This is a genomic window from Microcoleus sp. BROC3, from assembly GCF_036702515.1.
Taxonomy (GTDB): Bacteria; Cyanobacteriota; Cyanobacteriia; order Cyanobacteriales; family Microcoleaceae; genus Microcoleus.
In genome coordinates, this window is record NZ_JAUBTQ010000096.1 from 1 (window position 1) to 13,622 (window position 13,622).

A 13,622-nucleotide genomic window follows, 5' to 3' on the forward strand; every position below is an offset into this window, starting at 1 on the left:
ACATTGGACACAAATGTGATTCTGTTTTCCTTTCTTCTTGCCGTTTTTACGGATATGGGTTGATTTACATTCGCTTGCATTGCATAAATTATTCCTCCTATTCATACTCTAACTCAGCAACGCCGGATTTTTACAGATTAAAGCGCTCGACATACTTGTACTCTGGTTCCCGATCGTGTAAGAGGTGATATCCCGTCAGATTCAAGCTGGGACTCAATTAATCGTTGCATTGGACACAACACAATGAAAGGAGTATAATGTGCTAATCGCAAGTGCGATTTATCAAAAAAGACCTTTTCCCATATTCTGGACACTCTTAGATAAACATGGGGCTCCTAATTTAGCCGAACAGCAACAAGTGTTACGTCCAGTTATTCGACTGTTAAAAAGATATAAATTAGTAATTGTTGGCTCCGCGTGAATTTCACAGCATAGAGCTAGCAGAATGGTTACACCATGGGCAAAGTTTCTCAATATCAACCTTCATCATATAACTGCTGCCATAACCATTAATTAAACTTTTTCGGCTGTTAATTTATTGATTATTTTTGGTATTCTTATTAATAACTTATTTCCTCATACTTACGGCGTATGTTTGAGTAAGCTTTTTGCGATTTTTAACAAAATCTAAGAGTTCGCTAAAAGGTTTTTTACAGTATTTACACTTAAACGGTCGGCGATTTACTTTGAGAATTACTTATCTATTAGTGATTTGCCAATCTATAACTAAATGCGTTTTTTTTGATAAATACGGCAGCTTGTTTGTCGGCATCTTGGGCAAAATACTGTTTTATTTTTGACGATAACGGATCAAGTAATTGTTTTTTCTGTCTCTAAGCTATCCTCTACCATTACACCAGGTAGATTCAGTATTTTTGTCATTAATCTTTTCATATTTAACTTAAACACTCGCTGTTTTCATAACAGTTTAGCATACTAAGTACGAAAAAACCGAAAATGCGGTCATTTGTAAGCTTTCATGGTAACAAGCAGTGGCAAGGGGTACCCATTGATGTATTTTATTCAGGAATTTGTACGAGTAGATATTGGTAAAAAATAGGAAACTCTTGCGATCGGGATTGTGGGACTATCTACCGTCAGTTCCCGAGTCAATGTGCTGTCAGCTATACAGAGTTTTGAAGTGCCGATTAGATAGTTTTTCCGAAAAATAGAAATAAATCATTAGGAAAGAATACTGACAAAGTTTCTCTAGATAAAGATTTAATAATATGATGAGACAAAGAAGATCTCGCGCCAGTCATAAAAACTATTTTATTATCTAAAAAACTCTCCAATCATATTGGAAAACTATAGTATTTTATTCATAAGTATAGCGCCCCTTGAATCTATATAGTGGAAGTTTTAATTATACTTACTATGCAAGACTACGTGTAGGCGATCGCATTCAAGCATCGCCTTCAAGCATCGGTTTCAAAAACACTCTTACATACATGATTAGCCTCTGAAGTTCCTCTTCCCTGAACTGCTGTCGTTCAATCAGCTTTACCTGAGTCATTTTGTACTTAGTCTCAACTCCAGTATCAACAGCTCTTACATAAAAAAATCAATTCTTGTTTTCAACTCGCACTTTCATAATTTAATCTACAAAGTAGATTAAAACCCATATAATTAATGAATAGCACGGCAGATAGAGCGAAAATAGTAGATAGTAACTCTAAAAAGCTTCAAGCTTGACAGCAGCAGTAGGAAGAGGTAGGTATGGCTAGCATAACAAATATTTTTCTAGGATATCACATTAACGAGCAAATATACGCAGGCAATCGAACTCTAGTTTATCGCGGCTTTCGGTGTTCAAATGGGCAGCCAGTCGCTATCAAACTGCTGCGAAATGACTTTCCCCGCTTCAACGAACTGGTTCACTTCCGCAACCAGTACGTCATTACTAAAAACTTAGAGATCCCCGGCACTGTCAAGGCATACAGCCTGGAGACTTATCACAACCACTATGCTCTGGTGATGGAAGACTTTGGCGGAATTTCCTTATGTAGCTATCTCGCTAGTCTAGTGTTCGCGAGCAACGAACTCCTCAAAGGCTTGCCCATTAGCGAGTTTCTTCCGATTGCCATTCAAATTGCCAACTCGCTCGACGGACTTTATCGCCACCACATCATCCATAAAGACCTCAAACCCGCCAACATTTTAATTAACCCTGCCAGCAAAGAAGTCAAGCTGATTGACTTCAGCATCGCTTCCCTCTTGCCCCGCCAAACCCAAGAAATTCAAAATCCCAATGTCCTTGAAGGCACTTTACCTTACATATCTCCCGAACAAACTGGGCGGATGAACCGAGGGATTGATTACCGCACGGATTTCTACTCTCTGGGAGTGACATTCTACGAACTGCTAACGAGACAGTTGCCTTTCCAAACCGACGATCCGATAGAGTTAGTACACTGTCACCTTGCCAAGCAGCCTATCCCAGTCCATCAACTCAACAAAAGCGTTCCATTGGTGCTGTCTGAAATTGTTAGCAAACTGATGGGAAAGAATGCTGAAGATCGCTATCAAAGTGCGATCGGACTCAAGTACGATTTAGAAACTTGTTTGTACCAGTGGCAAAAAAGTGGAGAAATTACCTCTTTTAAACTAGGACAGCGAGATTTGTGCGATCGCTTTACTATCCCCGAAAAATTATACGGTAGAGAGAACGAAGTATTCTCCCTACTGGCAGCCTTCGATCGCGTGAGTGCAGGAAGCGCCGAAATGATACTCGTGGCTGGCTTCTCCGGAATTGGCAAAACCGCAGTAGTGAACGAAGTTCACAAGCCCATCGTGGGAGCTAGAGGCTACTTCATTAAAGGCAAATTCGACCAATTTGGGCGCAGCCAACCCTTCTCAGCTTTTGTACAAGCTTTTCGCGATTTAATGGGTCAATTGTTGAGTGAAACCGACGCTAAAGTTGAGCAGTGGAAGACCCAAATCCTGACAGCATTGGGCGAGAATGCTCAGGTAATTGTTGAGGTAATTCCCGAACTAGAGCGGATTATCGGAGAGCAACCCCCCGTACCAGAACTTTCCGGCAGTGCTGCCCAAAATCGATTCAATAGGTTATTTGAGAAGTTCATTCAACTCTTCACAACCCAAGAACATCCCCTGGTCATCTTCTTAGATGACCTGCAATGGGCCGACTCAGCCTCATTGAACTTGATTCAACTTCTGACGAGCGATCGCGATCGCCACTATCTCTTGTTAATTGGAGCGTATCGAGATAACGAAGTCAGTTCCGTACACCCTTTGGTGCTGACATTATCCGAGATTCAACAAACCGGAGCTACGGTAAACACCATTACCCTCCCGCCGCTCGATTGCTTCAATTTGAATTGTTTGATTGCCGATACCTTAGCTTGTTCTAAAGCGTTGGCTATGCCTTTAACAGAACTGGTCGATCAAAAAACCCAAGGCAATCCATTTTTCAGCACGCAATTTCTCAAATCTTTGCATGAAGATGGGTTAATTACGTTTAATTTTGAGGCTCGGTATTGGCAGTGCGATATTACTGCCGTGCGCACCTTAGCCCTGACAGATGATGTTGTAGAGTTCATGGCGCTTCAATTGCAAAAGTTGCCACCCCAGACGCAAGAAGTTTTAAAGTTAGCTGCCTGCATTGGCAACCAATTCGATTTAGATACGCTGGCGGTCGTTTGTGAAAAATCTTCTTCGGAGACGGCAGCAAACTTGTGGCCTGCTTTGCAAGCAGGATTGATTCTCCCACTGACTGAAGTTTATAAGTTTTTCACTTCAGAGGAGTTGGAATTCAGAAATCAGAATTCAGAAGGAGAAAGCAATACTTCTGACTCGTGGTTCCCGAATCCAGACTCCTGTTATTACAAATTTATGCACGATCGCGTACAGCAAGCAGCTTACGTTCTGATTCCCGAATCCCAGAAACAATCCACTCACCTCAATATTGGTCAACTTTTGTTGATTAATACTCCGACAACTGAAAAGGAAGAGCAAATTTTTAATATAGTCAACCAGTTGAATTATGGTGTTGATTTAATTGCCGAACCAACAAAGCGTTACCAACTGGCTGAGTTGAATTTGATCGCGGGACGCAAGGCGAAGACGGCTACTGCTTATGCTGCTGCACGCAAATATTTAAGTTTTGGCAGGCAAATCCTAGCTCCCGATAGCTGGCAAACTCACTATGAAACAGCCCTCGAACTGCACGTATTAGCGGCAGAAACCGCATACCTGAGCTATGATTTTCAGGACATGGAGGAATTAGCTGATTTAGTCCTACACAATGCAAGAACGCTGCTAGATAAGGTGAAAGTCTATGAAATCGAGCTTTCTGCTTGTACGGCGCAAGTCAAACCCAAACAAGCCGTTGAGATGGGGTTAGCAGTTCTCAAACTCTTGGGAATCTGCTTTCCACAAAATCCAACTCCGGCAGATATTCAGCAGCGATTAGAACAAACCGCGTCACTTTTTGCGGGGAAAAAAATCGCGGACTTTATTGATTTGCCAGAAATGGAAAATCTCCAAAAGCAAGCAGCATTGCGGATTCTATCAGGTTTAGTTTCTCCAGCCTACATCACGGCTCCACTTCTCCTGCCACTGGTTATTGTAGAAATGGTTCATTTGTCGGTTAGTTATGGAAATGCTCCCTTATCTGCCTTTGCTTACGGCTTGTATGGATTGGTCTTAAGCGGTGTAGTTCAAGATATTGAAACAGGGTTTGAATTTGGGCAATTGGCGTTAAATATTGTTGATATATTTAACGCCAATTACCTCAAAACTAAAGTATTTTATACAGTCGGCGTTCACATCATACATGGCAAACATCATGTTAAAGAAACCATCCCTCTTTTAAAAGAGGGTTACGCGATAGGACTGGAAACCGGAGAGCTAGAATTGGGATATTCAGCCAAAGAAATCTCTCAATATTCATATTTAATCGGTCGAGAAATCGCGGAACTCGAAGAGGAAGTAGCCACCTACTGCCATGCGCTGGCTCAATTCAAACAAGAAGCAGCGTTAAATTACACTCAAATTGTTCATCAGGCTTTATTAAATCTGCTTGGGCGATCGGAAAATCCCTGTCAATTTGTGGGTGACGCCTACAATGAAGAAACAATGCTCCCATTTCACATCCAAGCAAACGACCGAAACGGACTCCACTATTTTTATTTTCACAAACTGCTTGTATGTTACCTGTTTGGAGAAACAGAGCAAGCTTTAGAAAATGCTCGGCAAGCCGAACAGTATTTAGACGCGGTGACGGGTATGCTCAACGTACCGATTTTCTACTTTTATGACTCTCTAGCACGGCTGGGAGTTTGTACTGATTTGGGTTCATCCGAAGAGAAACAAGAACATCTCCAAAAAGTGAAAAGCAACCAGGAAACCCTTGATAAATGGGCGCATCACGCCCCCATGAATTTCTCGCACAAATTTTACCTAGTGGAAGCCGAACTGTTCCGAGTGCTGGGTGAAAATGTGCAGGCGATGGAGAGTTACGATCGCGCCATTTTTCTGGTTAAAGAAAACGATTATCTCAACGACGAAGCTCTGGCAAATGAATTGGCTGCTAAATTCTACCTGGCATGGGGGAAAGAAAAAATTGCCCAGGTATATCTAATAGATGCTTACTATGCTTATGCTCGTTGGGGAGCGAAAGCAAAAATCGACGCTCTAGAACAACGCTATCCCGAACTTCTGGCTCCTATCTTCAAACAGGAGAAAGCTCGTTCGTTTGAGGAAGGTACTACATCCAGTCACACTTCATTGATTTCTAGTAGTCGCCAAACAATTGCTGGCAGTACGAGTACCACAGTAATAGATTTACCAACTGTTATCAAAGCTTATCAAGCTTTGTCTAGCGAAATTAAGCTCGAACAATTGCTCACTACCCTGATGCAAGTGGCGATTCAGAATGCAGGCGCTCAAACAGGAGTATTGATTTTGAAAGAAGATGATAACTGGAAAATCGCCGTCTACTGTAGCGATCGCCAAGGCTGTATGCTGCAAGAAACTATTGGGGTGGAGGAGAGTCAATCAATTCCCCAGACTGTGATTAATTACGTCAAACGCACCCAGAAAACCATAGTTTTCGATGATGTAAAGACTGAATTAATGTTTACTTCTGACCCGTATATACAGCAGCAGCAACCTAAGAGCATCCTATGTACTCCGATTATCCATCAAGGCAAAATGATGGCAATTCTGTATTTGGAAAATAATCTGACGACGGGGGCATTTACTGGCGATCGCGTCGCCCTCCTCAACATCCTGTGCTCCCAAGCAGCCATCTCGCTGGAAAACGCCCGCTTGTATCAGCAATCTCAACAGCTTTATCAACAATCTCAGGAATATGCCCAAAAACTAGAGCTTTATCTTCACGATCTCAAACAGATGCAGTTGCAATTGGTGCAGGGTGAGAAGATGTCTGCTCTCGGCAATCTGGTGGCAGGGGTAGCACACGAAATTAACAATCCCGTAGGCTTTATCGCCGGCAACTTGCAACCTGCTCAAGACTACGTGGGGGATTTATTCAACTTGATTGACCTCTATCAAGAAACATTTCCCCATCCGGGAGTGGAAATTGAAGCAGAAATTGAGGATATAGACTTAGAGTATTTGCGAGAAGATTTGCCGAAATTGATTGGCTCAATGAAGGAGGGAGTCGAGCGCATTCGCAATATCAGTACGAGTTTGAGAACGTTTTCCAGGGCTGATAGCGATCGACCAGTTGCTTTCAATATTCACGACGGACTCGAAAGCACTCTGCTGATTCTCAAGCACCGTTTAAAAGCCAGCGAGTTTCGCCCTGCCATTGAAGTTGTGAAAGAGTATGGTAACTTGCCCCTCGTGAAATGCTTTCCCGGACAGTTGAACCAGGTATTTATGAACGTACTGGCTAATGCCATTGACGCTCTGGAGGAGTCAAATAAGGGGCGCAGTTTTAATGAAATTAAAGCCCTACCTAATCAAATCACGGTTCAAACTGCTCTAAGCGCATCTAAAAATCAGGTTTTAATTCGCATTAAGGATAATGGAGTGGGGATGTCGAACTCAGTCAAGGAAAACATCTTTAACCACTTATTCACAACCAAGCCTGTGGGTCAAGGAACCGGATTAGGATTGTCGATAACCCGCCAAATTGTTGTGGAAAAACATGGAGGTACGTTAGCAGTGAATTCCTCTTTGGGGCAGGGTTCGGAGTTTGTGATTTCTATTCCGGGCTGAGCATTTGGTGGTAGGCTTTAACGTAATTATTCCCGCCTCGCAACTGAGAACTCAGTTATTAGAAGAAAGAGGGAACGGGGTACGGGAAATGAGCAACAGGGTATGACTTTATTGCGAAGAACTAGCGACTGCAGAGGGCGGTTTTATTTTACGATTCAATTTCCGATTAGCGTCTTGACAAAGCATCTCCCCGTCAGGAAGAGGAGTTTTTAATAATTTTGACCTTATTACCAGGAAATATCTGAACACGTTACAGCATAAGGGTTAGATAAGTTGATAAATTTGACAGCGAAACAACTCTGCCATGAAGAAGGGAGATCGAGACTCAGCTAAAAGCGAGATTCATCGCGGGGTTTCAAATTTAAGTTGATACGTATAGCCACTGCCGTGTCCCTACCCGATATCTGTACTTCACTCAACTGAAAACATCTATAAACTGGCGGTTGAAACCGCCAGGGATGAAGAAGAATTAAAAAAAACTAACACTTTTGGAAGATGCCACAAACTTTATCTATGATAAAAATATAGACATTTGTCTAAAAAGTGCATTAAACCCTTTCACAAGCACCGAAATATTCTAATCTATACCGAAAAACAACCATGCAATTTGTCCCCAAAACAATCGCCGAAATTCAACCAGAAATCATACCAGTTAAAGAATCACCGCCAGAACTTGTTACTTTCGATGTCGGGGGGATGAAATGTGCCGGCTGCGCAAAAGCTGTTGAACGCCAACTAATGCAGTATTCAGGCGTAATTTCAGCTTGCGTAAACTTGGCCGTAGAAGTCGCGACGGTTGAGTGTCAACCGGGGGCTGTGGATGCAGAGGCTTTAGCGAAAAAATTAACTGATAATGGATTTCCCTCTCAGTCTCGTTTAGGTGAAAATCAGCGGGAAGCAGAAGCGGCAACAATTGAACGGCGGCGGCAAGAAATTCGACAGCAAATTAAGCAATTGACGATCGCCCTAATCCTAATTATTCTATCCGGTTTAGGTCACGTACTCGGCACAAAAGCCCCAATTCTCAGCAATATTTGGTTTCACTGGGGACTCGCCACCCTAGCATTGCTGCTACCGGGCCGCCCGATTATCGTTGACGGGTGCCGCAGTTTGTGGCGAAATGCACCCAACATGAATACTTTAGTAGCTTTAGGCGCTGTCACAGCTTACACCGCTAGCAACGCCGCGCTGCTGTTTCCACGGATGGGATGGGAGTGCTTTTTTGACGAACCGGTGATGCTGCTTGGCTTTATTTTGTTGGGCAAAACTCTAGAACAGCAAGCTAGACGGCGCGCTGCCTCAGCTTTGCAAGCTTTAATCGCATTGCAACCGGCGACAGCCCGCTTAGTTGATTTTAAACTCCCGAGTTTAGATTTGCGATCGGAAGAATTGCCTTTAAACTCGACATCAGAGGTCTACGATCCACAATACATTGAAATTCCAGCCGATCGCGTCCGAGTCGGAGAATGGCTGCAAGTTTTGCCCGGGGAAAAAATTCCGGTAGACGGCGAAGTTTCCGAAGGCAAAACAACCATAGATGAGTCGATGCTGACTGGCGAATCGCTGCCGGTTTTGAAGCAGCCAGGAGATACAGTTGCGGCGGGAACTATCAATAAATCCGGGGCAATTGTGATGCGGGCAACTCGCACCGGTCAGGAAACAACTGTAGCTCAAATGGTGGCTTTGGTGCAGGCAGCCCAAACTCGCAAAGCGCCGATTCAAAATTTAGCTGATACTGTCGCGGGATATTTTGTGTATGGGGTAATGGCGATATCGGTTTTAACTTTCCTATTTTGGTATTTTGCCGGGACTCATATTTGGCCTTCTGTGCTTTTAGGACACGGGGCAATGAATATGGGACACGTGGCAATGAACATGGGAAATCAATTATCCATTATCCATTATCAATCGCCTTTGCTGTTAAGTTTGAAATTGGCGATCGCAGTTTTAGTCATCGCTTGTCCTTGCGCTTTGGGACTGGCTACCCCAACAGCAATTTTAGTCGGTTCAGGCATCGGGGCGGAGCGCGGACTTTTAATTCGAGGTGGTGATGTTTTAGAACGAGTGCATCAATTAGATACGGTGGTTTTTGATAAGACTGGCACTCTGACAACGGGAAATCTCACACTCACAGATTATTTGCCGATTTTCCATAATTCGGAGTGGGATTTGAACTCAGATATTAATGTTGGAAACAGGCAAGATGCCTGTTCCACAATTGATGGGGTTTCTGGAGACAAACAAGATGTTTGTTCCACAATTGATGGATTTTCTGGAAACAGGCAAAATGTTTGTTCCACAATTGATGGGGTTTCTGGCAACAGGCAAGATGCCTGTTCCACAATTGATGGAGTTTCTGGCACTGCGGTTGACTCAAAACTGCTGCAAATTGCGGCGGCGGTGGAAAGGGGCGCTTCTCATCCCATCGCCGCAGCGATTTTGCTGGAAGCTCAACAGCAAGGTTTGCCGCTGCTAGCTGCTGAGGATTTCTGCACGGAACCGGGATTCGGGGTTTCTGCTTTGGTGGAGGGCCGGCGGGTGTTCGCGGGGAATGCCGAGTGGATGAAGGAGCAGGGGGTCGCTGTGGCGACGGAATTGTCGGGGTCTTTGCAAGGCAAAACGGCGGTTTACGTGGCTTCTGGGGGCGTTTTGCTGGGGGTAATCGGGCTAAAAGATACTCTGAGACCGGATGCTAAGGCGACGGTGGAACGTTTGCGGGGCATGGGATTGCGGGTGATGATGCTGACTGGAGATACAGCCTCGGCGGCGGCGGTGACGGCGCAGCAGTTAGGTTTGGCGGCGGCTGATGTTTTGGCCGAGGTGCCGCCGGAGGGGAAGGCTCGGGCGATCGCGACTTTGCAAGCCCAAGGCTGTAAAGTGGCTGTGGTGGGGGATGGTATCAATGACGCCCCGGCTTTGGCTCAAGCGGATGTCGGTATCGGTTTGCACTGCGGCACTGATGTCGCAGTTGAGACTGCTCACATTGTGCTGATGCGAAATGCTTTGATGGATGTTGTTGAGTCGATCGAGCTGGGGCGCGCTACATTCAATAAGATTCGCCAAAATTTATTTTGGGCTTTTGGTTACAATACTCTGGGAATTCCGGTTGCAGCCGGTCTTTTGCTGCCTGCAACCGGAATTATACTTAGTCCTGCGGCGGCCGGAGCATTTATGGCGTTTAGTTCTGTTAGCGTTGTGACAAATTCTTTGTTTTTGCGCCGGGGATTTCGAGCTTCAATTGATGGATGACAGATAAAAGTAGGAGGTCATCGGTCATTAGTTAGAAATTAATGACTGATGACCTCCTCCCAAGAGGGAGACAAACCCCTCACACCAGGAGTCGAGAGCCAAGAAGTTTCGACGTTAGTTAGAACCCCCTGATTCATCTGTAGAGTCAATCGAAAATCTCACACCTCAAATTGACTGACTGATGGCTAAAGTGCCATACTTTCCAAGAGCCGCCAATTATTGTTGTTCATAATTGAACGACTCACTAGCTCGAACATTTGACGGCAGTGGTTATTGGTTTGCAGGGGCAGTTCCTCGTTTTTAATCACGAAGTTCATGCGAACCTCTGAGTCGCTAGCCGTGTTTTTCTCAATTAGGACTTCTGCAGTGACAAGTTTGGCAATAGAAACTTGACCGGGAAGTTCGCGAGCCATGACGGAATCTCCTGTATTGTAGATAATATCAAGATTGCATGACTCTAAAATTTCAATCAGGGATTGACGGAGACGGTCGATCGGAACGGCAACGATAAAAAAACCAGTATAGCGAGCCATAGACAACTCCAGCCGTGAGGCATTTAGACTTTATTATCATACCGAACCTAGAAGAGATGCACAGAACAATATGGATTTATTTTATTCCGGTGGGAAGTTAGGGCAATGAAGGGCAAACTTATCGTGTTTGAGGGGGTTGAAGGTGCGGGTAAAACTACGCAAATGCAGCGGCTGATACATTGGCTGCAAGCAAGTTGCTTTCTGACAGTCCGGTTGGTGGCTACTCGCGAACCGGGGGGTACTGAGTTGGGAAGGGGACTGCGACATTTGCTGCTAAAACAAGATTCGGGAGAATTGGTATGCGATCGAGCAGAATTACTCATGTACGCTGCAGATCGCGCTCAACACGTCGAAACTTTTCTCAAACCCGAGTTATCCAAGGGAACAATTGTTTTATGCGATCGCTTTACTGACTCTACGATTGCTTATCAGGGCTACGGCCGCGGTCTTAAGTTAAATTTAATTAAGCAGTTGAATGACATTGCCACCGGCGGCTTGGAAAGCGATCTGACTTTGTGGCTGGATATTAATGTGGAGGCGGGTTTGGCGAGGGTAAGGGCCCGGGGAGGGTGCGATCGGATCGAGCAAGCAGATTTGAAGTTTCACCGCCTTGTACAGCAAGGTTTTGCGGAGTTAGCCCGGGAAAATAAATCTCGAATTGTCCGGATCAATGGCGATCGCCCTGAATATGAAGTGGCTCAGGAAATTCAAACTATTGTAACTAGCAGGTTAGAAGCTTGGGGATATTTAAATAATACCTCTTCTGAAAAATAGCGCTAGATAATGTGTAGAGACACGGCAATGCCCTGTCCGGCTCCAAGAACTTACAATTTAACATTCTTAACTCAAAACAATTATTTAGCAGTCCCTTAAACCACAATAACCTTTTGGTATTATAGTAGCCGCGCCGACGGTTAGGATGTACTTAATTGCTAAAACCCTAGATTTTCCTCCTTGATCCTTCATCCGTTACATCCCGTACATTGCTCGTTGCCGAACTTCATTCTTCCGCAAACATGAATTATTTCACATCATTAATCGGACAAGAGCAAGCAGTAGAATTGCTAACACAAGCAGTCGAGCGCAACCGAATTGCTCCTGGTTATTTATTTGTCGGCTCTAACGGCATCGGCAAAAGTTTAGCCGCTCAGTCTTTCATCGAACTTTTATTCTCAGCCAATCTTCCCGAAACTAGATTAATAGCCTCCGTGCAAAATCGCGTGCGGCAGCGGAATCATCCAGACTTACTTTGGGTAGAACCAACTTATATGAACCAAGGCAAACGGCTTACACCAAAGGAAGCAGAGGAAGCCGGTTTAAAGCGGAAAGCACCGCCACAAATTCGCTTAGAACAAGTTCGAGAAATCGGTGAATTTCTCAGCCGACCACCGCTAGAAGCTGCGCGTTCAGTCGTAGTTTTGGAACAAGCAGAAACAATGGGTGAGGGAGCCGCTAACGGCTTGTTGAAAACATTGGAAGAACCGGGAAAAGCAGCGCTCGTTTTAATTGCTCCGACTGTGGAAGCTTTGCTGCCGACTTTAATTTCCCGCTGTCAAAAAATCCAGTTTTCTCGGCTAAATCCCCAAGCAATGGCACAAGTTTTGCAGCAAGCGGGATTCGCGGAGATTTTAGATCATCCCGAGGTAATGGGGATGGCTCAGGGAAGTCCTGGGGAGGCAATTTCTATTTGGCAGCAACTGCAATCAATACCCGATGATTTGCTGCAAAAGGTGAAGCAGTTGCCTCAAAACCTGCGGTCTGCTTTGGAATTGGCCAAGGAAATTGATAAAACTTTAGATACTGAATCTCAGTTGTGGTTAATCGATTATTTACAGCACTGTTACTGGCAGCAATTTTTGGCAGGAGGAATTAGTCGATCGCCCTTAGAGCCTTTGGAGAAAGCACGACAATATTTGCTAAACTACGTACAACCGCGATTGGTTTGGGAATGCACACTAATGGGAATATGTCAAGCATAATTTAGTGCCGAGTTTGAGCGCAATACGATGAGTAACACGATGGAAAAAGCCACATTTGCCGCCGGTTGTTTTTGGGGAGTTGAACACAAGTTTCGCGCCGTTGCGGGTGTTGTCTCAACTGCTGCGGGCTATACAGGAGGTCACTGGCCCAACCCGTGCTACCTAGACGTTTGCGCCAGAGTCACCGGTCACGCTGAAGCCGTGCTGGTAGAGTACGATCGATCGCAGGTGAGTTACGAAACACTGCTAGATGTATTCTGGAACTGTCACGATCCTACCCAAATCAATCGCCAAGGCCCCGACAGAGGCGAACAGTACAGGTCTGTGATTTTTTATCACAATTCCGAACAAGAAAAAGCCGCTCGCCTCTCCAAACAAAAATTGCAAATTTCCGGTAAATACGACAAAGACATTGCCACCGAAATCAAACCTGCTGGTGAATTTTATATGGCCGAGGATTACCACCAGCAATATATTGAGAAGAAGCGGCATTCGTCAGAAGTTATTAGTTAACAAGTAGACAGACGCGACAAAAAATAAAATATCCTAGGTGCCCGTAAGGCAATGAGCTAGGGAGCATGTCACTTTTGCAGTGAGTAATTATACTTATGAAGTTTTTCCCTGATTTCCAATTAACCCGTTCAAGTAA

General features: G+C 44.6%; 7 protein-coding genes. 5 read left to right on the forward strand and 2 right to left on the reverse strand.

Annotated features, from left to right (window positions below):
• On the reverse strand, positions 1 to 105 hold a 105-nt coding region (locus tag QUB30_RS34040; protein ID WP_445300573.1), incomplete at its 3' end, for an IS1/IS1595 family N-terminal zinc-binding domain-containing protein.
• A 1,614-nt stretch (positions 106 to 1,719) separates the two neighbouring features.
• Here QUB30_RS34040 and QUB30_RS31625 point away from each other — a divergent pair.
• Complete coding sequence (locus QUB30_RS31625; RefSeq protein ID WP_333341986.1) at positions 1,720 to 7,212, forward strand: AAA family ATPase; 5,493 nt, start codon at positions 1,720 to 1,722, stop codon at positions 7,210 to 7,212.
• Between the two features lie 600 nt (positions 7,213 to 7,812).
• Positions 7,813 to 10,461 (forward strand): heavy metal translocating P-type ATPase, encoded by a 2,649-nt coding sequence (locus tag QUB30_RS31630; protein ID WP_333341988.1) that lies wholly within the window; start codon positions 7,813 to 7,815, stop codon positions 10,459 to 10,461.
• A 185-nt stretch (positions 10,462 to 10,646) separates the two neighbouring features.
• On the opposite strand, the gene QUB30_RS31635 is transcribed toward QUB30_RS31630, so the two are convergent.
• Complete coding sequence (locus tag QUB30_RS31635; protein ID WP_190659999.1) at positions 10,647 to 10,994, reverse strand: hypothetical protein; 348 nt, start codon at positions 10,992 to 10,994, stop codon at positions 10,647 to 10,649.
• A 105-nt stretch (positions 10,995 to 11,099) separates the two neighbouring features.
• Here QUB30_RS31635 and tmk point away from each other — a divergent pair, with 105 nt between their 5' ends.
• From tmk to msrA, 3 genes are all read left to right on the forward strand, one after another.
• Positions 11,100 to 11,768 carry a dTMP kinase gene (gene tmk, locus QUB30_RS31640; RefSeq protein WP_333341990.1) on the forward strand — a complete coding sequence of 223 codons (669 nt, stop codon included), beginning with the start codon at positions 11,100 to 11,102 and terminating at the stop codon, positions 11,766 to 11,768.
• 242 nt (positions 11,769 to 12,010) lie between these two features.
• Positions 12,011 to 12,973 carry a DNA polymerase III subunit delta' gene (locus tag QUB30_RS31645; protein ID WP_333341992.1) on the forward strand — a complete coding sequence of 321 codons (963 nt, stop codon included), beginning with the start codon at positions 12,011 to 12,013 and terminating at the stop codon, positions 12,971 to 12,973.
• A gap of 27 nt (positions 12,974 to 13,000) precedes the next feature.
• Positions 13,001 to 13,486, forward strand: coding sequence for a peptide-methionine (S)-S-oxide reductase MsrA (msrA, locus tag QUB30_RS31650; protein WP_445300572.1), 486 nt, complete (start codon positions 13,001 to 13,003; stop codon positions 13,484 to 13,486).
• Positions 13,487 to 13,622 lie beyond the last annotated feature (136 nt).